Here is a 22,685-nt window from a genome sequence, read left to right on the forward strand (position 1 = left end):
CCGCCCGGGCCCCATAATGAACGCCGTGCACGTGGCGACCTGCCGCCTGAACGCGCTCTGTGGCACCCTACACGACCTTACGATAACCAATGGAGCCGCGGACGCAGTGGAGCACGAGACGAGGGCGGAGCTGCCAATGAACGACACGCCCCTGACGAAGCCCGCGATGTACGCGACTTTGCTACGTCGAGCGGGCGGCCCGTTGCTGTCCCTCCTGCTCCTGTGCCTGGCGCTGTGGGCGTTGCACGCGATGGCCACGGAGGTCACGTACCGGCAGATCGGCGCCTACGTGCACAGCCTGCCCAATGCCGACATCGCCCTGGCCATCGTGCTCACGGGCGCCGGCTTCGCCGTGATGACGCTCTACGACTGGTTCGGACTGGCCAGCATCGGGCGGCGCCTGCCGGCGAAGCGCGTCGGCTTCATCTCCTTTATCAGTTACGCCTTCTCCAATGCGCTGGGCATGTCCCTGTTGGTGTCCGGCTCGATCCGCTATCGCTTCTATGTGCAGGCTGGACTGAGCACGGGCGAAGTAGCCCGCGTGGTCCTCTACACCACCTTGAGTTTCTGGCTCGGCCTTGCCGCCCTGACCGGCGTGACGCTGTTGATCGTGCCGATTCCGCCGGAAGTGCCGCTGTCGGGCCTGCGTATTCCGCTGGCGATCCTGCTCACCCTGGTTCCACTCGCCTGGTTCGCCGCCGCCGCGCTGGTGCGTCGACCCCTTCGCATCGGGCGCTGGGCCTTCCATACGCCGACCCCACAGGTCGCGGCCCGGCAGATCCTCATTGGCGCGCTCGATTGGGGCCTGGCTTCGGGCGTGCTCTACGTCCTCATGCCGCAGGAAATCGTGGGCGGATTCGGCCACTTCCTGGCGATTTTCGTGCTGGCGCAAATGGCCGGACTGATCAGCCACGTGCCGGGTGGCCTGGGCGTCTTCGAGGCGGTCATGCTGGCTGGCTTCGGTGCTACCGGAAATCATGGCCTGGAGGCCCCGATCCTCGGTTCACTGACGGCCTTCCGTCTCGTCTACTACCTCCTGCCGCTTGGCGTGGCCACCCTCATGGTCATCTGGCGCGAGATCCGCGGCCTGCGCCAGACGGCGTTGATCACGCCGTGGTTCAGTAGCCTGCTGCCGCCGTTCTTCGCCGGCCTGACGCTGCTTGCCGGCGCCGTGCTGCTCTTCTCGGGCGCCACCCTGGCGATACCGGGGCGCATGGAAATCCTGCGTGGCTTCGTGCCGCTGCCCCTGGTCGAGGTCTCGCATTTCCTCTCCAGCGTCGTCGGCATGCTCCTGCTGATCCTCGCCCGCGGCCTGCAGCGCCGTCTCGACGCCGCCTATGTGTTGACCCTCGTGCTGCTGATCGTCGGCGCCGTCCTGTCGCTGCTCAAGGGCATCGACTACGAGGAAGCGACCCTGCTATCGCTGCTGGCACTCGCCCTTGCCCCGGCACATCGCCACTTCTACCGGCGTGCCTCGCTGTTTCGCGCCAGCTTCTCGGTAGGCTGGATGGCGGCCATCGCCGCCGTGCTCGGTTGCGCCACGTGGCTGGTGTTCTTCAGCTTCAAGCATGTCGAATACAGCAACAACCTCTGGTGGGAATTCAGCTTTCACCACGGTGGCGCCCCGCGCGCGCTGCGCGCGCTGGTGGGCGCCACGGCGGTGGTCATGCTGTTCGCCCTGGCCAACCTCATCCGTCCCGCACGCACCCGCCGTGCGCTGCCGGGCGACGCCGACCTGGCGCGCGCCATGCCGCTGCTGAAACATTTCTCCTCGGCCCAGGCCCACCTCGCCCTGGTCGGCGACAAGATGCTGATGTTCGCGCCGGACGACCGCGCCTTCATCATGTACGACATCGAAGGCCGCAGTTGGGTGGCCATGGGCGACCCGGTCGGTGAGAACGAAGATGCGCGCCGTGAACTGGTCTGGCGCTTCCGCGAGGAATGCGAACGCGCTGGCGGCTGGCCGCTATTCTACCAGGTCCGTCCGGAGGACCTCGACCTCTACCTCGAGGTCGGCATGAGCCTGCTCAAGATCGGCGAGGAGGCGCGCGTGCGCCTGGAAACCTTCAACCTCGACGGTAAGTCGAAGAAGACCCTGCGCGGCACCGTCAACAAGCTCGCCCGTGACGGTCTGCGCATGGAAATCGTTCCCGTCGAAGGCGTTCCCGCGCTGCTGCCGCGCCTGAAGCTGATTTCGGACGCCTGGATGCGCGACAAGAAAGTGCGTGAAAAGCGTTTCTCGCTCGGCCTGTTCGACGAGCGCTATCTCGCGCGTACGCCCATGGCGGTGGTATGGCAGGGCGATGAGCCTGTCGCCTTCGCCAATGTTTTCGTGACGGCGACGAAGGAAGAAGCCTCCGTCGACCTGATGCGCCACCTGCCCGACGGACCCTCCGGCATCATGGATTTCCTGTTCATCGAACTGATGGTCTGGGCGAAGGCCGAAGGCTATCGTTGGTTCAACCTCGGCATGGCTCCGCTATCGGGTCTGCAGAACCGTCGCACCGCGCCGCTGTGGAGCCGTTTCGGCGCCATGGTGTTCGGCCGCGGCGAACGCTTCTACAACTTCCGCGGGCTGCATCGCTACAAGGACAAGTTCGATCCCGAATGGGAGCCGCGCTACATCGCCGTCGGCGGAGGCATCGGCCTGCCGCTGGCACTGGCCAACGTCGCCAGCCTGATTTCCGGTGGTCTGGGCGGCGTGGTGCGTCGATGAAAAAGGTCCTGCGTTACATCCTGATCGTCCTCGTTGCGGCGGTCGTGCTCGGCCTGCTCGCCTGGCATCCGTGGACACACGCTTCGATGGAAGTATCGACCGTCGAACTGCCGGCACTGAAGGCCGCGCCGGCCGGCGAGGAAGACCTGCTCGTCGTCATCTACTCCGGTGATGGCGGCTGGTGGGATCTCGACCAACGCCTGGGCGCGGTGTTCACGCAACGCGGCATCCCCGTCGCCGGCGTGAGCACCTTCAAGTACTTCTGGCGCTACCGCTCGCCCGATGAATCGGCCCACGACCTCGATCGCCTGCTGGACCGCTACACCGCCCAGTGGAACAAGAAGCGCGTGCTCCTGATCGGCTATTCCTTCGGTGCCGACGTGCTGCCGACCATCGTCGGCAAGCTGCGCCCGGATAACCGCGCGAAGCTCAGCCAGCTCGTCCTGCTGTCCGCCAGCCGTGACGTGAACTTCGAGATCGAGCTCGAGGGCTATATGCAGCAGGGCTGGTGGACGACGCACACGCACAACCTCCTGCAGTGGCTCAATCCCGTGGTCCATACCGACGCGGTCCCGCCGATTTTGGCGCTCGGCGGCAAGCCGCCGATGGCCTGCTATTACGGAACCGAAGATGCGAGCGACAGTGGCTGCACCGATCCGAAGCTGCCTTCGTTCGTCACGGTCTACAAGAAAGCCGGCTCGCACCATTTCGACGAGAACTACGAGCAGCTCGCCACGGAGTTGATCGAGCGGATGCCCGCTGCCGCGGCATCCGTCTCCACGCCGCCTTAACGGTTCCCGGGCCTCCGGGCCCGTGAAGACCTGTCACGAAACGTTCACCGCCGCGCCACCGGAATTTTCTCTTTTCCGGATCACGCTGTTTGCTCGGGGGGACGAAGGCAGGAGACGATCGATGCAACGAGAACCGGGAAAACGAGACTACGGGTCCTCCGATTGCGCGCGGCTACGCAGCCTCGCAAGCCGTGGCACGCCCATGGCCCAGGCCGTACCGAAACCGGCGCCGCCGACACCGGCGCGCGATGCGCACGATCGCCGCGTCCGACCGCGACCTGAGCGCCACGCCAGCGCCTGACATAACACGCAGGCAGCATCGACGTCAGAAATGAGCGGACGTTTTTAAGAATCCTCCTATATCCGTCGTCGGCGCACCTACGCACTATAGATCCCGTGTCCCGCCTGGCCAGAAGCCAGTCGGGACGACCGAATCGCCGATGACCGATCCGATGGCAGGATGCCGTCAGTCCCTGGTAACAGGATCGATCCCCCCTTCATCGGCGATAACGCCGCGCCGGCTTTGTCGGGCCGCGTTTTGGTGTGGCTCATGCCACCGGACCAAGGGACGTCCGTCATGGCCCTCCGCGTGAGCGCGAGGGCCATGTTTTTATCTCGGGTGGGTTTCTCGGTAGCATCGAGCCATGGGATGCCTGCCTCTACCACTGTTCATGTTGATGGGCTTCGGGATCGGTTACGCGATCGACTCGCGCACGGGCGCCGTCTGGGGTGGTGGCATCGGGCTGGTCATCGGCCTGGTGCTTACGGCGCTGCTGGTGCGCGCCATGCGTAGAAGCAATCGCTAGCTCTTCTTGCCGAAGAAGATCGAGACGCCGAGGCCGGCGACTACTGAAGGGCCGTGCGTGCCGATGCGGTGCAGGGCGTAGGCGTCGAGCTGGGCATGGTCACCGATGCTGTATGCCACGCCTCCGCCTGCCTGCAACTCGTTGCCGTCCTCGGCATCGTGGATCGCATCCGTTTCCACGTAAGCCATCCAGTTGTCGCCAAGCTTGCGCCCGAAGGTCGGTGCCAGGGTCCAGGTGTTGCGGCCCTGCAGGCGATCGACGTTGGCGAACAAGGTGCCTTGCCAGGTGTCGTTCGGCTTCCACTGGCCGGTGGCGCCAAGGGTGTACTCCTTCGCGCCGTTGCTGAAATCCTGATCGCCGTTGGCGAACGTGACCTGACCCAGGGCAGCCCAGCTGAACGTGCCCGTCTCACCGGAACCCCCTGGCGCGATCTTGAGGCCGACGCTGGTGTCGCCGTGGCCAACGGCATGACGGCGGGAGCCACCGCCGCTTTCTTCCAGCCGGTTCCACGTCGAGCCACCCACCTGTAGTTCCGCGGGGCCGCCCAGCCCGATGCGGACCAGGCTATCGGCGGTGTAGGTCTTGTCGAGCAGCCCGTCCTGACGCTGGCGCTCATAGGTCGGCAGACCCTGTTCGAGCGCCAGCGTGCCCACGGGGAGCACGCTGGTGGCGAAGCCTGCGCCGGGCCGGTCGAAGTCCGGCGGGTCGGCGAAGGCAGGTGCCGAGGCAAGGCACAGGAGGGTGGCGACGATCGGGGCGGGGCGCAGGTTCATGCGCGCATTGTGGCTATCCCGTGTCGCCGTGTCGTGCAGGCGCCTAGGGCGCCTTCACCACCGGGAAGCTCTCGCCCACCGTGACCGTGGCCTCGGCGGCGATATCGCTGGCCGAGCGGCCGAGCTTCACCGCGTACGTACCCGGCGCCACGCGCCAGCGCTTGCCTGCATCGTCGTAACGCGCCAGGGCGAGCGACTCGAGCGGAATATCGACGCGGCGGCTCGCGCCAGGCTTCAGCGACACCTTGCTCCAGCCGGCCAGACGTCGCGTGGCGGCGCCCGGGGCGGTGACGTAGACCTGCGGCACATCGGCGCCAGCGGTCTTACCGGTGTTCTTCACCGTAACGTGGGCGACGGCGTGGCCCCTGGCGTCCTTATCCACGGCAAAGTCGCTGTACGCAAAGCTCGTATAGGTCATGCCGTAGCCGAAGGCGAACAGCGGCTCGCGCCGGGTTCTCTCGAACCAGCGGTAGCCGACATCGGCGCCTTCGATGTTGTAGTCGACGTTGTCCGCCGGCTTCTCCTTCGAGTACAGGCCGGCCGCCTGGATGGTCGGACGCGGAAGCTGGGTTTCGTCTTTCGGCCAGCTCATCGGCAGGCGACCCGAGGGCGCGGTCTCGCCGTACAGCAGGCGCGCGATGCCTTCGCCGCCGCCCGAGCCGGGATACCAGGCCTGCAGCACGGCACCGACGCTGTCGAGCCAGGGCATCTTCACCGCGCCGTTGGTTTCCAGCACGACCACCGTTTTCGGATTGGCCTTCGCCACGGCGGCGACGAGCGCGTCCTGGCCATCGGGTAGCGCCATGTCGGCGACATCGAAGGACTCGGCGGCCCACTGCGTGACGAAGACCACGGCGACGTCGGCGCCAGCGGCGGCCTTCGCCGCGGCGGCGGGGTCGGTGCCCGGGTCGAAGCTCACCTTCGTCCCCAGCTTCTGCATGAAGGTCAGCGGTGCGGAGGCGTGGTAACGCACCGGCCCCGGCCATCCCGTCGGCTGCAGCCCCGGCACGGGGTCGCCGCCTTCGTCGGTGACAGTGGACGAGCCACCGCCGGCAAGCACGCCCTTGTCGGCGTGCGCGCCGATCACCACGACCGACTGGCCCTGGCGCGCCAGCGGCAACAGGCCGCCCTGGTTGCGCAGCAGGACGGCACCGGCCTCGAGCGTGTCGCGGGCGACCTTGCGGTCGGCGTCGTAGGGCACGGGCGTGGTGGGCTTCGTCGGGATGGGATCGTCGATGACGCCGTGCGCGATCAGGCTGCGCATGATGCGCCGGGCCATGTCGTCCAGGCGCGTCTTCGGCACCTCACCCGAGGCGACGGCGGCACGCAACGGCTTGTCGAAGAACACCTCCGCGTCGAACACCTCGCCCGCCGATTCCTGGTCGAGGCCGGCCAGCGCCGCCTTGGCGCCGCTGTGCACGCCACCCCAGTCCGACATGACGAAACCCTTGAAGCCCCATTCCTGCTTCAGCACCTGGTTGAGCAGCCAGTCGTGTTCGCCGGCGTAGGTGCCGTTGACGCGGTTATACGAGGACATGACCGAACCGGGGTCGCCATGGGCGATCGCGATCTGGAACGCGAGCAGGTCGGATTCGCGCAGGGCGACCGGATCGATGTCCGAACTGAGCGTGTTGCGACCGGACTCGAGGTCGTTGATGGCGAAGTGCTTCACCGTCGCGACGATCTTGCGTTCCTGAATGCCCTTGATGGTGGCGCCGACGATGCTGCCGGCCAGGATCGGATCCTCACCGGCGTATTCGAAGTTACGACCGTTGCGCGGATCGCGCAGCAGGTTGACGCCACCGGACAGCAGCACGCCGTAGCCCTTACCGCGGGCCTCACCGCCGATCATCCGGCCGCCGGCGTGGGCCACCGCCGTGTCGAAGCTGGCCGCCGTGGCCAGTCCGGCCGGTAGCGAGATGGCACCCTTGCCGTCGATACCGGGTTTGTTCACGCCCAGCCCGGCGTCCGTCTCATTGATGGCGGGCAGGCCGAGACGTGGCAGGGCGGGCACGTAGCCTGCGCCACCCACGGCGCCCTCGGGCACACCGTGCTTATCGCTGACAAGGCCGAAGTCGGAGCGGATCAGGCGAAATTTCTCATCGTCGGTCATGGCCGCGACGACGAGCTCGGCCCGGCGATCCACCGACAGCGAGCGATCCATCCAGGGCCGGGAGGGCGGCGGCGTGGCCGCGCTGGCGGTGGCGGCGAGACCTGCGGTGATGGCGAAGGCGAGGGCAGTGCGGCGCGCGGTATCGGGCATGGTCACGAAGTCGATCCGGGGGGAAAGCGCCACGTTCCCTCAGTAACGTTTTCATCGCAACCCACGAGACCGCTTCGCGTTAGGCTGGAACTTGACCCGTGGACCCCTGGACCCCACTTAAGTGATTCAATGAATTCACAAAAGTCGACAACGCTAGACGCCTTTCATCCGGCGGTTGCCGCCTGGTTCGGGAACACGTTTCCGGAGCCCACGGCCGCGCAGGTGGCTGCGTGGCCGGCGATCCGCTCCGGCCGACACACCCTCGTCGCCGCACCCACGGGGTCCGGCAAGACGCTCACCGCCTTCCTCTCGGCGATCGACATGCTGGTGCGCGAGGGCGTACGCGACGGCGGCCTGGCGGACCGGACCACCATCCTCTACGTCTCGCCGCTCAAGGCGCTCTCGAACGATATCCGCATCAACCTCGAGGCCCCGCTGGCCGGCATTCGTGAGGAGCTGCGCAAGCAGGGGCTACCGGATCTCGAGATACGCACCGCCGTGCGCACGGGCGATACGCCATCGTCCGACCGCGAGCGCATGAAGAAGCGTCCGCCGCACATCCTGGTGACCACGCCGGAGTCGCTCTACGTGCTGCTCGGCTCGGCGTCGGGCCGCGCGATGCTGGCCAACGTACGCGAAGTGATCGTCGACGAAATCCATGCCGTGGCGTCGAGCAAGCGTGGCAGTCACCTCGCGCTGTCACTGGAGCGCCTCGAATCGCTGGCGCAGCGTCGTATCACGCGCATCGGGCTTTCGGCCACGCAGAAGCCCATCGTGAAAGTGGCCGCCTTCCTCACCGGCAGTGCGAAGGAAGACTGCGCCATCATCGACATCGGCCATACGCGCAAGCGCGATCTCGCGTTGGAGGTACCGCCGGTGCCGCTCGAAGCGGTGATGTCCAACGACATGTGGGAGCTGGTCTATAACCGGCTTTCGAACCTGATCGAGCAACACAGCACTACCCTGATCTTCGTCAACACGCGGCGCATGGCTGAACGCGTGGCGCGACACCTTTCCGAGCGGCTCGGGCGCGAGGCGGTCACGGCCCACCATGGCAGCCTGTCCCGCGAACAGCGCCTGGACGCGGAGCAACGCCTGAAGAAGGGCGAGCTGCGTGCCCTGGTCGCCACGGCCTCGCTCGAACTCGGTATCGACATCGGCGATATCGACCTGGTCTGCCAGATCGCCTCGCCACGTTCCATCGCCGCCTTCCTGCAACGAGCCGGTCGCGCCGGCCATGCCGTCGGCGGCACGCCGAAGGCGCGTCTGTTTCCGACATCGCGCGACGACCTGGTCGAATGCACCGCCTTGCTCGACTGCGTGCGTCGCGGCGAACTCGATGCCCTGGTGATGCCCCTTCAGCCGCTCGACGTACTCGCCCAGCAGATCGTTGCCGAAGTCGCGTGCCAGGAATGGGACGAGGACGCGCTGTTCGACCTCGTGCGTCGCGCGTATCCGTTCCATGCACTCAGGCGCGAGACCTTCGACGAGACCGTGCGCATGCTGGCGGAGGGCTTCACCACGCGTGTCGGCCCGCGCGGTGCGTACATTCACCGCGATGCGGTCAACAAGCGCCTTCGTGAGCGACGCGGGGCAAAGCTCACCGCGGTGACCTCCGGCGGCACCATTCCGGACACGGGCGACTACAACGTCCTGCTCGAACCCCAGGCGATCGTGGTCGGTACGGTGAACGAAGACTTCGCTGTGGAAAGCCTCGCGGGTGACGTGTTCCAGCTCGGCAACCGGTCCTATCGCATCATGCGCGTGGAAATGGGCCGCTTGCGTGTCGAGGATGCGCAGGGGCAGCCACCGAACATTCCCTTCTGGCTGGGCGAAGCGCCTGGACGCACCGACGAACTCTCGATCGGCGTGTCCCGCCTGCGCACGGATATCTCGGAGAAATTCGACGAAGGTGGCCGCGAGGCAGCGCTCGACTGGCTGACCGGCGATCTGGGCCTCAGCAAGGCGGCGGCCGAACAGGTCGTCGACTACCTGTTCCGTGCACGCGCGGCACTCGGCGCGCTGCCCACGCGCGACACGCTGGTGATGGAGCGCTTCTTCGACGAATCCGGCGGCACGCAGCTCATCATCCACACGCCGTTCGGCAGCCGGATCAATCGCGCCTGGGGCCTCGCGCTGCGCAAGCGCTTCTGCCGCAAATTCAATTTCGAACTGCAGGCTGCCGCGACCGAAGACGCCATCGTGCTGTCACTGTCCACCAGCCATAGTTTCCCGCTGGAAGAAGTGGCGCGTTACCTGCACTCGAACTCCGCGGAGCACGTGCTGATCCAGGCCCTGCTCGACGCGCCGCTGTTCGGCGTGCGCTGGCGCTGGAACGCGACCACGGCACTGGCGCTGCCGCGCTTCACCGGCGGCAAGAAGGTCGCTCCCCAGCTGCAACGGATGAAGAGCGAAGACCTGCTCGCCACCGTCTTTCCCGACCAGGTGGCGTGCGCCGAAAACCTCGTCGGCGAGCGCGAGGTTCCCGACCATCCGCTGGTCAACCAGACGCTCGACGACTGCCTGCACGAAGCGATGGACTGCGAAGGTCTGCTCACCATCCTGCGCGGACTGGAATCGGGCGCCATCCGCATGCTTTCGCGCGACCTCGCCACGCCGTCGCCGCTGGCTGCCGAGATACTCAATGCGGCGCCGTATGCCTTTCTTGACGACGCGCCACTGGAAGAGCGCCGGACACAGGCGGTGCAGTCGCGCCGCTGGAACGAGGCGGAGACGGCCGACGATCTTGGCCGGCTCGACGCCGAGGCGATCGCGGCCGTACGCGAGGAAGCATGGCCGGAAGCCCGTAACGCCGACGAAATGCATGAGGCACTCATGCTCCTTGGCGCGGTGACCGGGGACGACATGCGCGAGCATCCTTCGTGGACGGGGCTGTTACGCAGCCTGGCCAGGGACGCGCGCGCGACCGAACTTGCCAACGGCGAGGTGTCGCTGTGGGTGGCCGCTGAGCGCCTGCCGACGTGGCGCGCCATCCACCCGGACGCATCGCTCTCGCCCGCGATGGCCGCCCCGGCTGAGTTCGAGGTGCAGGCATGGACGCCGGAATCCGCACTCGTCGATATCGTCCGAGGGCGCCTCGGCGGGCTTGGCCCCGTGCCGGCCCGCGTGCTCGCCTCGTCGCTCGGTGTGGATGCCGGCGCTCTCGACCTCGCGCTGACATCCCTCGAGACCGAAGGCTATGTCATGCGCGGACCGTTCTCGCCGGGCACCACGGAGGTCGAATGGTGCGAGCGCCATCTGCTCGCCCGTATCCATCGCTACACGATCGGGCGCCTGCGCCGCGAGATCGAACCGGTCGCCCCGCGCGACTTCATGCGCTTCCTGCTCGACTGGCAGCACGTGACCCGCAACACGCAGGTCGCCGGGCCCGACGCGCTGGCCGGCGTGATCGCGCAGCTCGAAGGTTTCGAGGCCGCCGCGGGTGGCTGGGAGGCCGAACTTCTGCCGGCCCGTGTCAGCGACTACAGCATCGGCTGGCTCGATGACCTTTGCCGGGCCGGTCGCGTGGTATGGAGTCGCCTTCGCCTGGGTACGGGCAGCGGCGGGCCCGTTCGTTCCACGCCCATCGTGCTGTTGCCGCGCCGGCAGTTGCCGATCTGGTCGGCGGCGGCACCGGCGATCTCCGACGAATTGCCGCTGTCGTCGCGAGCGCAGGCCGTGGCCGATGCGCTTCGCGACGAAGGCGCGCTGTTCTTCGATGAGCTCGCATCGACCACGCGCTTGCTGCGCACCGAACTCGAAGACGCACTCGGCGAACTGGTGGCTGCCGGCCGCGTCACCGCGGACAGCTTTGCCGGGTTGCGGGCCTTGTTGCTCCCGGCGTCCAAGCGCAACGGCAGTCGCCAGCGCCGCGCGCGACGGCACATGATGAGTGGTATCGAGGATGCGGGGCGCTGGTCGCTTGCGCGTCGGCCGACCGAACAGCGCAACGATGCCGATGGGCTCGACCATATGGCACGCACACTGCTGCGCCGCTATGGCGTGGTCAGCTGGCGCATTCTCGAACGTGAGGCGGCCTGGTTGCCGGCATGGCGAGACCTGCGCCGGGTGTTTCATCGCCTGGAGGCACGCGGCGAAATCCGCGGCGGCCGTTTCGTCGATGGTCTGGTGGGCGAGCAGTTCGCGCTACCGGAAGCACTCGCAGCCCTGCGGCAGATCCGTCACCGCGAGCATGACGGAGAGATGGTCTGCATCGCGGGCACCGATCCGCTGAATCTTGTCGGCACGATCATCGCAGGAGCCGCAAAGATTCCTGCGGTGCTTGGCACACGTATCGCCATCCGTGACGGCATGCCCCTGGCGGCGATGATCGCCGGGAAGTTCGTCACGCTGATGCCACTCGAGGGCGATGACGAACGGGACGCGCGTTCGGCATTGCAGAGGCACGCGACATTTCCGACGGCGATGTCGTTTTGAGGCAAAGGCATCGCCGCTGAAGCGGCTCCCACACAGAGCGGGCTGTCGCTCCCTGTGGGAGCCGCTTCAGCGGCGATGCTCCTCAGCGCAGCTGCACATCCCCGATCACCCAGATCTTCGGCCCCGGCTTACCGGTGATCACGAAGCACAGGTCGTGCACGCCCTCGCGCTTGGGCAAGATGCCTTGCAACGTCGCCCGCCCGTCCTTCGCCTTGTCCAGCGCGATGGTCGAGATCTTCGGGCCGTCGCACGAATCCTGATGCACCTCGATCTCGCCGGCACGCGAGCGGGCCTTGCGTGAAACGATGCCCACCGTGTCCTTCCACAGCGCGTAGTTGTACGGCAGGCGGTCCACGGATACGTCAACGCCATAGCGACCGTCGAGTTTCACGCCCTTCCACACCCAGCAGGTGTTCATGATGTCGACCTTGTACACCGGTCGCGCACCGTTGACCGCGTCCGGCGACTCGATGCGCAGGACGAGCTTGTCGCCACAGGTATCGAGCTGGTCGCTGCTGCGCCGCAGGAGTGACTTCGCGTCGACGGTTTCGTCGCGCGGGCCGGCAAGGGCGAAGCTGTTGTCGAAGGCGTTCGCGCGGATCGTCGTCGGCAGCGGTACGTCGAAGGGCGCCGTATAGGCCGTGGACTGAGCGGTCGGGGCTGAACCATCCGTGGTGTATCGGATCGTGCCGTAGCCATTCTGGGTGGACAGCGTGACCTTCGCCTTGTCGTTATCCGCGGCCGCCCTGGCGATGGCCACGGCATACGCGCCATCGGCAGGCACGATGCCCGCGGCACGGTAACGCGACATCTCAGCGGGCATGCGCGCCACGAAGCTGTTCCAGTCCGCCTGGGGTGACCATGTCCGCTCGGCGAGCGCGGCAATGCGCGGGAAAACGGCGTGCTGCGTGCGATACCAGTTCGGCAGGTACTCGGTGAACACCGTGGCCTGCGCGCCGAGCACGTGGCTCGCCTTGTCCGCGGCGATATCCGACGGCACCGGATCGAAGTCGTACACGTTCTTCAGCGTCTGCACCTGGGGGCTGCCCGGCTGCTCGTCGGGAAGGGTGGACTGCAGGCGGTCCAGGTAGAGCGTCGGCGAGGGTGCCATCACCACGTCGTGCCCTGCGTTGGCCGCCTTGATCGCGCCCTTGGTGCCGCGCCAGGACATCACCGTCGCACTCGCCGGCACCTTGCCGTCGAGGATCTCGTCCCAGCCAATGATCCGACGTCCGTGCTGGTCGAGATAGTTGCCGATACGTTCGACGAACCAGCCCTGCAGCTTCTCCTCGTTGTCGATGCCGAGCGATTTCATCTTCGCCTGGACCGCTTTCGAATGCTCCCACTCGTCCTTGGCAGCTTCGTCGCCACCGACATGGATATAGGTCGACGGGAAGATCGCCATCACTTCGTCGAGCACGTTCTGCAGGAAGGTGAAGGTGCCATCGTCCACGTTGAATAGCGCCGTATTGACGCCCCAGTCCGTCGAGACGCCGAGCTTCTTGCTGCCGGCGCCGAACTGCGGGTACGCCGCGACGGCCGCCTGCGCATGTCCCGGCATTTCGATCTCCGGTACCACGGTGATGTGTCGCTCTGCGGCATAGGCGACGATCTGTTTCGCCTCGTCCTGCGTGTAGAAGCCGCAGTACGGGCGTTCCGGGTCCCCGGTGAGGGCGACGTCCGGACCCACCGGCTTGCGGCAGGCGCCGACCTCCGTCAGCTTCGGATACTTGAGTATCTGCAGGCGCCAGCCCTGGTCATCGGTGAGATGCCAGTGGAAGGTGTTGAGCTTGTGCAGGGCCATCTGGTCGAGCAGGTGCTCGATCTCGGTGACCGACTGGAAGTGACGGGCGGAGTCGAGCATCAGGCCGCGCCAGGCGAAACGCGGCGCGTCGACGATGTGCACGGCGGGCACGCCATTCTGCGATGCCGGATCGGTCAGCAGCTGCCAGTAGGTCACCGCACCGTAGAACAGGCCGGTTTCATCGTTGGCGGCGATCCGCACGCCATTGCTGTTCACGTCGAGCGTATACGCCTCGCGGCCCTTGGTCGTCGTGTCGGTAAGCAGGACGATCGCTCCGTCGCGCGGCTTGCCCTCGGCGATGGCGATCTCCGTGCCACGCGCCTGGCGTATCCAGCCCTGCAGTTGCGTGGCGACTTTCTTAGCCGCGGCGTTACCTGTCGGGACGACGATGGTGGTCGAGGTATCGAGCCTGAAGTGTCCCGGCAGGCGCTGGAGCGAGGCAGGCTGTGGAATGAGTGAGAGCGGCACGTTGTCGACGGGCCCGGTTTCGTGCCTCGGCTGGCTGGCGCAAGCGGTAAGGCCAAAGGCCATGGCGAGGAAGAGAGTTCGGCGCATCGACAGCTCCTGTGAATTCGGGCAACCGCCCGATTGTGCCGGAAACGCACAAAAAAAAGCGGGCCCGATAATGAGTAGTCGGGCCCGTGGGGAATGAAGCTTCGAGGGGTTTGCGGCCTTCCGTGGCCGCGTATCCATGACGCTTTATCAGAGGTCGAAGTGCACCGAAGCCATGTAACGGCGACCGGTGGTGTACTTCGCAACCGGCAAGTCCTTCGTGCCGATGTACTGCTTGTACTGCTCGTTGGCGAGGTTCATGCCCGAGAGCGTCACCGAGATCTGCTTGTTGAACTTCCAGCCGATCGTCGCGCCGAGATCGGCGTAGGCCTCGGTGGTTGCGGGCGGCGCACCGGCCACGTAGCCACCGGCGAGGTACGCGCTGCGCCAGTTGTAGTTGATGCGGGCACTGAACGCGCCGAACTCGTAGTACGGGCTGATGGAGTACGCATTCTTCGAGTTGTACGGCAGCTGGCCACCCGAATCGAGCGTGCCCTTAGCGTACGTGTAGTTCGCCGTGACACCGAAACCGGTATCCCAGAATGCCTGCTGGAAGCTGGCGTTGCCACCCCTGACCTTGCCGGAGCCGACGTTGACCGGGCGGGAGATGTCGTAGGTGCAGAAGCCATCAGCCGTGCAGAGGCCGGCTGCGAGCTCCTTGGCGAACTGAACGGGATCGGTAGAGGTCGCGGAGTTGAAGTGCTGCTCCTGCACCACGTCCTGGAAGATGTAATCGTCGATCTTCTTGTAGAAGCCGGTGATCGCAAAGTAGGACTGCGGTGCGAAGTACCACTCGCCGGAGAGCGAGAAGTTCTTCGACTTGTACGGCTTGAGGTCCGGCGTTCCGCCCGAACCGGTCAGGACCGTGTCGTTGAGGAACAGGTTGTTGACCTGCATGTTGTACGGCGCGCGGGCGATGACCTTGGCGGCCGCGGCACGCAGGATGATGTCGTCGGTCAGGTCGTAGGCCACGTTGAGCGACGGCAGCCAGTTCTTGCTGGTCTGCGACGCCTTCTGGTAGCTGCCGGCCGGAGCGGGAAGCACCGGTGCACCCGAGTAGTTGTAGCCGAAGCCGTCGGTCTTGGTGTCGACGTAACGCATGCCCAGGTTGCCGTGGAAACCGCCACCGGCGAAGTTCAGCTGTGCGTAGGCGGCGTTGGTCTTCTCGATGAGCTTGTACGTGCCGTTGAGGAACGTACCCGGATCCTCGTTACCGCCGTTGGTCGCGCGAACCCAGGCGTACTGCGCATTGGGATCGGCACTGACGTGCTGCGAGGAGCCGTCCCAGCCACCCACGCTGCCGAGAACGTTGGTCAGGCCGTCGGTGCCGAGGTCGGCGAGCGAGGTCGGACCATTGCCGCCGTAGACGTGCGCGTTCATGCCCTCTTCGTGACGGTTCCAGCGGTAGCCGACCTGGAGCTCGTTGAAGAAGTTGTCGAAGTACTTGCTGAAGTCGAGCTGGGCGTAGGTGTCACGCGAATTCGCGCTGTAATCACCGTAGTTGCCGGGCCAGCCACCGAGGCCGTCCGCGTCACCCATGTGCCAGTTGGCCGGGTTCTTCGCCGCTGCCGGGCTGTCGAAGTTGAAGCCGTGGTTGATGTCCCAGGTGTAGCCGCCCGCGTACTGCGGCTCGATCACGGCCTGCGAGATATCGTCGTTGCGAGCCTTGCTGTAGCCGGCTGCGCCACCGAGTTTCCAGCCGTCGCCGTCGTAGCTCGACTTCAGGTCGAACGCCGACGTGCGGACCACGGACTTACGGACGTTGCTGTCCATCAGGGTCGGGCCGATGGCCGGGCAACCCGCATTGTCGTTACCGCAGACATGGCCGCCGGTGACGACGCCATTCGGGCCCTGGGTGAAGCTCGTCACGTTGCCTGGCGCGTTACCCGTGAACGGGTACATCGACTGGTTCCAGTTGTCGAAGTTCTCGCGGATGAACAGGCTATTGAAATCGACGTTCCAGTTATCCACCGGCTTCAGCTGGAAACCGAGGGTCGCGGTGTCACGCTTGCGGTTCTGCTGGAACCAGGCGGAGTTGACCTCGTCGGGCACCTTCGCGTTCGGGTTGAGCGAACCATTGGCGATGCCCGCGGCGACGGCCGGGCTCGCTGCCCACTTGGAAACCGGGCTGTAGCTGAAGATTTCCAGGCCCTGGCGGTCGATCTTTTCCTCGTAGTGCTGTGCCGAAGCGATCACGCCAAAGGTGTTGGACGTGTTCTTCCAGCTGTACAACGCCGACGCGGTGGGACGCGAGCCGCCACTGCCCTGGTCGTTGTAGTTCAGGCCGAACGAACCGCGCACCGTGTTGGCCGGCAGGTCGAGCGGTTCCAGCGTATGCAGCAGCACCGTACCGCCGAGGCTGCCTTCGGTCAGGCGCGCTTCGGGCGACTTGTAGATTTCCAGGCGACCGATGATTTCCGGCGCGAGCATGGTGAAGTCGAAACCACGGTTCGGCTGTGCACCGTACTGCCACGGCGTCTGCGAGATCGGCTGGCCGTTGAGGAAGGTAAGGTTGAGGCTGGGGTCGGTGCCGTCGATGGAGACGCGGTCGCCCTGGCCGAACTGACGGTCGATCGTGACGCCCGGGATCTGCGTCATCGCTTCGGCGACGTTGGTGTTCGGGAACTTGCCGATGTCTTCGGCGGTGACCGCTTCGACGATGGCGTCGGCATTGCGCTTGGTGTCGAGAGACTTCTCGAGACTGGCGCGGATGCCGGTAACGGTGATGCCCTCGAGCTGGGCTGCCTTGGCGGCGTCAGCTTTTTCCTGGGCAGTCTGCGGCTTTGCCGGCGGCGGCGTCGCGTCTTGCGCGGCGGCGTATCCGGTGAAACAACAGAGTCCGGCGATGATGCTCGCCGTCAGCAGGTTTCTACGATGCGACATGGTGTCCTCCCCTCAGAGGATGTAGCAGTGACGGGTTTCGCGGCCGCGTCATGCTTCGTTGCTATCGAAGGGTCTTTCGACCCGGTTGTTGTACTGAGCCTGCGTTCCTTTCCCGCTCTTCAATGAGCGTTCGAACCGTGCAGGTAGAGACCGGCGGCACCGATCACACCCAACTGTCCGTGGTCCATCAGACGTACCGGTACTTGCTGGAGAAAGGCGCGCATAACGCCCTTGTTGAAGAACCTGGTGGCGAAGCTGCTGGCGAGGAGGCGGTCGCGAACCTGGGGCAGGATGCCGCCCGCAAGGAACACGCCACCGCGGGCGCCGTAGAGAAGGGCGAGATCGCCGACGAAACTGCCGAGCAGGCCGCAGAAAACATCCAGTGCTTCCACGGCGGCGGGATCGTTCCCGTCGAGCGCGGCGCGTGTGACGGCGGCAGGTTCGGTCAGCGTCGCGGGGGTGCCGCGCAGCGTCGAAATGGCTTCATAAAGATGGACAAGACCCGGACCCGACAGGGCCGTCTCGTAGGAAACGTAGTCGCGGCCGCGGGCAAGTTCGCCGAGGATCGCGACCTCGCGCTCGTTACCCGGCGCGAGGGAAATCTGGCCGGCTTCGGTCGGCAGCACGGTGGCGTGCGGCGAACCCGGCAGGAGGACGGCGGAACCCAGGCCCGTGCCCGGCCCCATGACGAGGATCGGACCCACGGCCGGTGTGGCGGCGGTTTCGATGATCGGCGTGGTCTGGTGGTTCTCGAGGAACTGGCAGGCGTAGGCGACGGCTTCGAAGTCGTTGACCACGGCCAGGCCGAGCAGCCCGAGGCTGTCGCGGATATCGCCGATCGAGACCGGCCAGGGCAGGTTCTCGTTGACGATGGCGTCGCCGAGCACATAGCCCGCACTGGCGACGGCGCAATGTTCGATGTGGTGCTGGCCATCCAGCCGGCCGACGAAGTCCTGCAGGACGGCGGTCAGGCTCGGCCAGTCGGCGCAGGCGTAACGCTCGTAACGAAGCACGTCGATGGCGGTGGAACCGGCGGCGCGACGCACCAGACCGATACGGGCATGCGTCCCGCCCACGTCGGCGGCGATGAACGCCCCGGAACGCGAAGCACGCACGATTTCCCGTTGTTTGGCCGATTCGCCCACGCCCCGCCCCTTATGACTTTTCGTTCGTCGTCACATGAACTTTCTGTGACGCCCCTGATTTGAGCGGAGTCTGTGAGTCAAATGACAACGTTGTCAACAGGACAAATGGCTAGGACATCCACCATTCCATCCTGCGCCGCAGCAGGAAACGTTTGCGGCGACCCGTCTTCGTCGGCGATTCGCCGCCTGGTGCGGCCTGCGGCACGGGGAATGCATGGGCGATCAGGGGTTTGACGCGCCGCGACATCGAAAGTCACAAACGGGGGTGCGCTGGGTGGGGTGGCGTAAAAAGCCAATTGACAACGTTACGCACACGAGTCAATAAAGGCGACAAATCGGGGCGTATCCGGCGGTGCCGCCGCACGGATACCGAAAACAACACGAGGGGAAGCACCCATGTCATCCACCGCGGTCGGCGTCGAAGAGACACGGCAATCCAGTCTGGTACCGATGATCATCATCGGCGTCCTGTTCTTCATATTCGGCTTCGTCACCTGGCTCAATGGCCCGCTGATCACCTTCGTGAAGCTCGCTTTCAACCTGGACGATGTCGGGGCCTTCCTGGTTCCGATGGCGTTCTATCTGTCGTATTTCTTCCTTGCCCTGCCCTCGTCTTTCATCCTGAAGAGGACCGGCATGAAGAAAGGCATGGGCCTGGGTCTGTTCGTCATGGCGATCGGTGCCGTGTTGTTCGGCCAGTTCGTCACGATGCGCGTCTATCCGGGTGCGCTGACCGGCCTGTTCGTCATCGGTGCCGGCCTTTCGCTCCTGCAGACGGCCTCCAATCCGTACATCTCCATCCTCGGCCCGATCGATAGCGCGGCGCAGCGCATTGCGTTCATGGGCATCTGCAACAAGGTGGCCGGTGCACTCGCGCCCTTCGTCTTCGGCGCAGTGGTGATGAGCAATATCGGCAGCTTCGACAAGCAGATCGCCGCCGCCGGTTCGCCGGGCGAAAAGGATGCCCTGCTCGCCGCATTCGCCGCCAAGGTGCACATGCCGTACATGGTGATGGCTGGCCTGCTGGTCGTACTCGCCATCTGGGTGGTTCGCTCTTCGCTCCCTGAAATCAAGCCTTCCGGCGCGAATTCCGAGCGCGCCATCGGCCATGCCAAGGGCAGCATCTTCAGCTTCCCGCACCTGTGGCTCGGCGTGCTCTGCCTGTTCGTCTACGTCGGCGTAGAGGTGATGGCCGGCGACGCCATCGGCACGTACGGCCAGGGCTTCGGCATGACCCCGGAAGACACCAAGCACTTCACCTCGTACACCCTGTTCGCGATGTTGCTGGGTTACATCGCCGGCCTCCTGCTGATCCCGAAGTTCGTCTCGCAGCAGAAGTACCTGGCGCTCTCGGCCATCCTCGGCGTGATCTTCTCGATCGGCACCTACATGACCACCGGGTACACCGCGGTGGGCTTCGTCGCCGCGCTGGGCTTCGCTAACGCCATGATGTGGCCGGCGATCTTCCCGCTGGCGATCAAGGGCCTGGGCGCGCTGACGGAGTTCGGCTCGGCCTTCCTGATCATGGGCATCGCCGGCGGCGCGATCATTCCGGTCGCCTTCGCCCACCTGAAGCAGAGCTACAACTTCCAGGCGGTGTTCCTCTGCCTGATGGTCCCCTGCTACCTGTACATCCTGTACTACGGCGCCGCCGGCCATCGGGTCGGCCAGCACATCAAGGACTAAAGTCCGCCTTCGCTACGTAACGGCCATCCGCTAGGATGGCCGTCTTGCTATTGAGGGTCCGAGATTGCGTAGCCCTACCATCAAGGACGTGGCCGAGCGGGCCGGCGTGTCACTCAAGACCGTCTCCCGTGTCATCAACCACGAGCCATCCGTTCATGCGCGCACCCGTGACAAGGTGCAGCGCGCCATCGATGCACTCGACTACCAGCCCGACCAGGCGGCGCGCAGCCTGCGCAGCGCCCGGACGTACGCGCTGGGCCTGGTGTATGACAACCCCAACGCCCACTACGTCATTGCCATGCAGAATGGCGTGCTGTCGGTGTGCCGGGAGCGTGGCTTCGGCCTGCAGATCCATCCCTGCGACTCGTCGGCGCCCAAGCTGGCCGAGCAACTGAGCGACCTGGTGCGGCGTAACCGCCTGGCCGGCCTCGTGCTCGCCCCGCCCATGTCCGAGCAGCCGCAGTTGCTGGCGACGCTGACCGAACACAAGATTCCCTTCGTGCGGATCATCTCCGCGCGCCAGGATCCCAAGGACGGCTGGCCCTGTGTCTTCGTCGACGACCGCGATGCCGCCTACGCGATTACCGAGCACCTGATCCAGCTGGGTCACCATCGGATCGGCTTCCTCTGGGGCGGCAAGGAGCATCGTTCCAGCCCCGAGCGGTATCAGGGCTACGAGGACGCGCTGCGCGAATACGGGCTGCCGGTCGACAAGAAGCTGGTGGTCGAGGGCGATTACTCCTTCGACGACGGCTTCCGCGGGGCGCGCAAGTTGCTTGCCCTGAAGGAGCCGCCCACCGCCATCTTCGGTTCGAACGACGAGATCGCCGCCGGTGTTCTTGCGGCGGCACGCTCCGGTGGTGTCGACGTGCCGTGGGAGCTTTCCATCGCCGGTTTCGAGGACAGTCCGTTCTCCAAGCAGTCGTGGCCGGCGTTGACTACCGCGCGGCAGAACACCGAAGAGATTGGTCGCCACGCGGCGCAGCGTCTCATTGCGGAACTCGAGCGGGATGGCGACGAGCACATCATCGAGAACGAGGGCTTCAGCCCCGATCTTGTGGTGCGTGGGTCGACGGCGCCGAGGCGGCTGTGAACCTTACCCATCCTGTCGGCGAGGACAGCTCCTTGTAGGAGCCGATTCATCGGCGAAAGCGCTGGACTCAGTCTTTGTCCTGATCGGACTCCTGCACCCCGATCAGGCGATCGTCATAACACCGATCGCCGCAACGGCGATCGCGAGACCTAGCCAATTCAACCACGACAACTTCTCGCGGAATGCCAGCGCACCGACAAGTGCGCCGAGCAACACGACACCCAGATTCATCGACGCGAACACCAGCGACGGATCATTCGGTAGCGCCTGATGGCCACGGATGTAGAACAGGATGTTGGCGAAGTTGGCCGCACCGAGGACCACGCCGAAACCGATGCTACGCAAGGACAACGGCGTCTGGCGGGTCAGAGCGCGCGCGAACACGGCTATCCAGCAGAGCACCAGCGCGATCAGGAACGAGGCGAGCAGGGCGCTCGGGAAGGGCGCGTGTGCCTGGGCAACCAGCTTGAAACAAATGTCGATGGCGCCGAAGCCGGCGAACACGGCGAGCGGCGCTAGCCAGCCTGCGCGTTCTACGCGCTCCTTGCGCCAGAGGATGCATGCCACGGCGACGAGTGCGAGGCCGATCCCGAGGACCTTCAACGGGACGAGCGCTTCGCCGAACAGGAGGAAGGCGGCGGCCAGCGAGAGGAACAGCGACAGGCGCTGGGCCACGTCGGTGCGCACGATGCCCGCACTTCTCACCGAGCGCGCCAGCATGACGAAGATGGCGGGGAGTAGCACGCCGAGCAGGATCAGCGGCGTGCGGGCATCGGACTGGAGGGCCGCCTGGGGCGTCGCTCCGAACAGCCATGCGGCGAGCCCGGCGGCAACGACGTAGTTGGTGGCGACGGCCTGGACGATGTCGACGTTCGCGCGGCGCGAGAGTTTTAGCAGGACCGAGACGGCGACGCTGAAGGCGACGGCGAGGAGGATGTAGAGCATGGGGGTGGGTTACGCGGTGGGGCGAGACTGAGAAGTTTCGCACAGAGCATCGCCGCTGAAGCGGCTCCCACAAGAGCGGCTCGCTTTGTGTGGGAGCCGCTTCAGCGGCGATGCCTTTCACCCACGCGACAGGCTCAACGACCCAGCTGCGACGCCTCGCGCGCCAGCTTCTCGATCGCCGCAAAATCACCCGCAGCCAGCAGATGCGCTGGCGTCAGCCACGAACCACCCACGCAGACCACGTTCGGCAACGCGAGAAATTCGCCCGCGTTAGCGAGGCTGATACCACCGGTCGGGCAGAAGGTGATCTGCGGCAGTGGGCTGGCCCAGGCGCCGATCAGCTTGCTGCCGCCGGCCGGTACAGCCGGAAAGAACTTCTGGAAACGGTAACCGCGCTCGAGCAGGTTCATCGCCTCGCTGGAGGTCGCGGCGCCGGGCAGCAGGGGCAGGTCGTGGTCGGCGGCGGCGTCGAGCAGCCGCGGCGAGCTGCCCGGCGAGACGGCGAACTTCGCACCGGCTTTATAGGCGGCTTCGAGATCGCGCGCCGTCAGCACGGTGCCGACGCCGACAAAGGCACCTTCGACTTCCGCGGCGATCGCACGCACGGCATCCAGCGCAGCCGCTGTGCGCAACGTGACTTCGATCGAGGGAATGCCACCGGCGACCAGCGCACGCGCCATGCCGACAGCCTTCGAGGCGTCTTCGATGATCACCACGGGAACCACCGGCGCGAGACGCAGGGTGGATTCGACGAGTTGCTGCTTGGCTTCGTTGCTCATCAGGTACTGCTC

General features: G+C 65.7%; 13 protein-coding genes. 6 read left to right on the top strand and 7 right to left on the bottom strand.

Translation table 11 applies throughout. The features are described from left to right. Positions 1 to 136: 136 nt before the first annotated feature. The 3 genes from mprF (at position 137) to HB634_RS20540 (ending at position 4,313) form a co-directional block, all read left to right on the top strand. A complete protein-coding gene (gene mprF / locus HB634_RS20530; protein ID WP_213949946.1) occupies positions 137 to 2,716 on the top strand; it encodes a bifunctional lysylphosphatidylglycerol flippase/synthetase MprF in 2,580 nt (859 codons plus the stop codon). Further along, complete coding sequence (locus tag HB634_RS20535) at positions 2,713 to 3,507, top strand: AcvB/VirJ family lysyl-phosphatidylglycerol hydrolase (RefSeq protein ID WP_063573503.1); 795 nt, start codon at positions 2,713 to 2,715, stop codon at positions 3,505 to 3,507. Before mprF ends, HB634_RS20535 begins: the two co-directional genes overlap by 4 nt. A 644-nt stretch (positions 3,508 to 4,151) precedes the next feature. Then, positions 4,152 to 4,313: a hypothetical protein gene (locus HB634_RS20540; RefSeq protein ID WP_213949947.1), complete on the top strand. Its 162-nt coding sequence runs from the start codon at positions 4,152 to 4,154 to the stop codon at positions 4,311 to 4,313. Here HB634_RS20540 and HB634_RS20545 read toward each other — a convergent pair. Both HB634_RS20545 and HB634_RS20550 read right to left on the bottom strand, forming a co-directional pair. Further along, positions 4,310 to 5,086, bottom strand: a complete 777-nt coding sequence (locus HB634_RS20545) for a transporter (protein ID WP_213949948.1) — start codon at positions 5,084 to 5,086, stop codon at positions 4,310 to 4,312. The genes HB634_RS20540 and HB634_RS20545 overlap by 4 nt on opposite strands. 43 nt (positions 5,087 to 5,129) lie before the next feature. Beyond that, positions 5,130 to 7,382, bottom strand: a complete 2,253-nt coding sequence (locus HB634_RS20550; protein WP_345777522.1) for a glycoside hydrolase family 3 C-terminal domain-containing protein — start codon at positions 7,380 to 7,382, stop codon at positions 5,130 to 5,132. Positions 7,383 to 7,478: 96 nt separating this feature from the next. On the opposite strand from HB634_RS20550, the gene HB634_RS20555 reads away from it, so the two are divergent. Then, on the top strand, positions 7,479 to 11,786 hold the full coding sequence (locus tag HB634_RS20555; RefSeq protein ID WP_213949949.1) for a DEAD/DEAH box helicase: 4,308 nt from the start codon (positions 7,479 to 7,481) through the stop codon (positions 11,784 to 11,786). An 82-nt stretch (positions 11,787 to 11,868) separates the two neighbouring features. On the opposite strand, the gene HB634_RS20560 is transcribed toward HB634_RS20555, so the two are convergent. The 3 genes from HB634_RS20560 to HB634_RS20570 all read right to left on the bottom strand — a co-directional run bounded on the left by HB634_RS20560 (position 11,869) and on the right by HB634_RS20570 (position 18,170). Then, positions 11,869 to 14,145, bottom strand: a complete 2,277-nt coding sequence (locus HB634_RS20560) for a family 20 glycosylhydrolase (RefSeq protein ID WP_213949950.1) — start codon at positions 14,143 to 14,145, stop codon at positions 11,869 to 11,871. Between the two features lie 147 nt (positions 14,146 to 14,292). Further along, entirely contained in the window at positions 14,293 to 17,025 is a 2,733-nt protein-coding gene (locus tag HB634_RS20565) for a TonB-dependent receptor (RefSeq protein ID WP_213949951.1), read from the bottom strand. Between the two features lie 119 nt (positions 17,026 to 17,144). Then, entirely contained in the window at positions 17,145 to 18,170 is a 1,026-nt protein-coding gene (locus HB634_RS20570) for a glucokinase (RefSeq protein ID WP_213949952.1), read from the bottom strand. Positions 18,171 to 18,566: 396 nt separating this feature from the next. On the opposite strand from HB634_RS20570, the gene HB634_RS20575 reads away from it, so the two are divergent. Both HB634_RS20575 and HB634_RS20580 read left to right on the top strand, forming a co-directional pair. Further along, a complete protein-coding gene (locus HB634_RS20575; RefSeq protein ID WP_213949953.1) occupies positions 18,567 to 19,856 on the top strand; it encodes a sugar MFS transporter in 1,290 nt (429 codons plus the stop codon). Positions 19,857 to 19,920: 64 nt separating this feature from the next. Then, the gene (locus tag HB634_RS20580) at positions 19,921 to 20,949 is read left to right on the top strand and encodes a LacI family DNA-binding transcriptional regulator (protein WP_063573777.1); all 1,029 of its coding nucleotides are present in this window, start codon (positions 19,921 to 19,923) and stop codon (positions 20,947 to 20,949) included. A 102-nt stretch (positions 20,950 to 21,051) separates the two neighbouring features. Here the strand turns inward: HB634_RS20580 and HB634_RS20585 are convergent, their stop codons facing one another. Continuing rightward, a complete protein-coding gene (locus tag HB634_RS20585; RefSeq protein WP_213949954.1) occupies positions 21,052 to 21,894 on the bottom strand; it encodes a DMT family transporter in 843 nt (280 codons plus the stop codon). A gap of 134 nt (positions 21,895 to 22,028) precedes the next feature. Further along, positions 22,029 to 22,673, bottom strand: coding sequence for a bifunctional 4-hydroxy-2-oxoglutarate aldolase/2-dehydro-3-deoxy-phosphogluconate aldolase (gene eda / locus HB634_RS20590; protein WP_197478285.1), 645 nt, complete (start codon positions 22,671 to 22,673; stop codon positions 22,029 to 22,031). Between the last annotated feature and the right edge of the window lie 12 nt (positions 22,674 to 22,685).

The organism is Luteibacter sp. dw_328 (assembly GCF_018449605.1).
Taxonomy (GTDB): Bacteria; Pseudomonadota; Gammaproteobacteria; order Xanthomonadales; family Rhodanobacteraceae; genus Luteibacter.

Bases quoted from the DNA above. Each gene is read 5' to 3' on its own strand.
- mprF (WP_213949946.1), top strand. From the start codon at position 137: ATGAACGACACGCCCCTGACGAAGCCCGCGATGTACGCGACTTTGCTA.
- HB634_RS20535 (WP_063573503.1), top strand. From the start codon at position 2,713: ATGAAAAAGGTCCTGCGTTACATCCTGATCGTCCTCGTTGCGGCGGTC.
- HB634_RS20540 (WP_213949947.1), top strand. From the start codon at position 4,152: ATGGGATGCCTGCCTCTACCACTGTTCATGTTGATGGGCTTCGGGATC.
- HB634_RS20545 (WP_213949948.1), bottom strand. From the start codon at position 5,086: ATGAACCTGCGCCCCGCCCCGATCGTCGCCACCCTCCTGTGCCTTGCC.
- HB634_RS20555 (WP_213949949.1), top strand. From the start codon at position 7,479: ATGAATTCACAAAAGTCGACAACGCTAGACGCCTTTCATCCGGCGGTT.
- HB634_RS20560 (WP_213949950.1), bottom strand. From the start codon at position 14,145: ATGCGCCGAACTCTCTTCCTCGCCATGGCCTTTGGCCTTACCGCTTGC.
- HB634_RS20565 (WP_213949951.1), bottom strand. From the start codon at position 17,025: ATGTCGCATCGTAGAAACCTGCTGACGGCGAGCATCATCGCCGGACTC.
- HB634_RS20575 (WP_213949953.1), top strand. From the start codon at position 18,567: ATGTCATCCACCGCGGTCGGCGTCGAAGAGACACGGCAATCCAGTCTG.
- HB634_RS20585 (WP_213949954.1), bottom strand. From the start codon at position 21,894: ATGCTCTACATCCTCCTCGCCGTCGCCTTCAGCGTCGCCGTCTCGGTC.
- eda (WP_197478285.1), bottom strand. From the start codon at position 22,673: ATGAGCAACGAAGCCAAGCAGCAACTCGTCGAATCCACCCTGCGTCTC.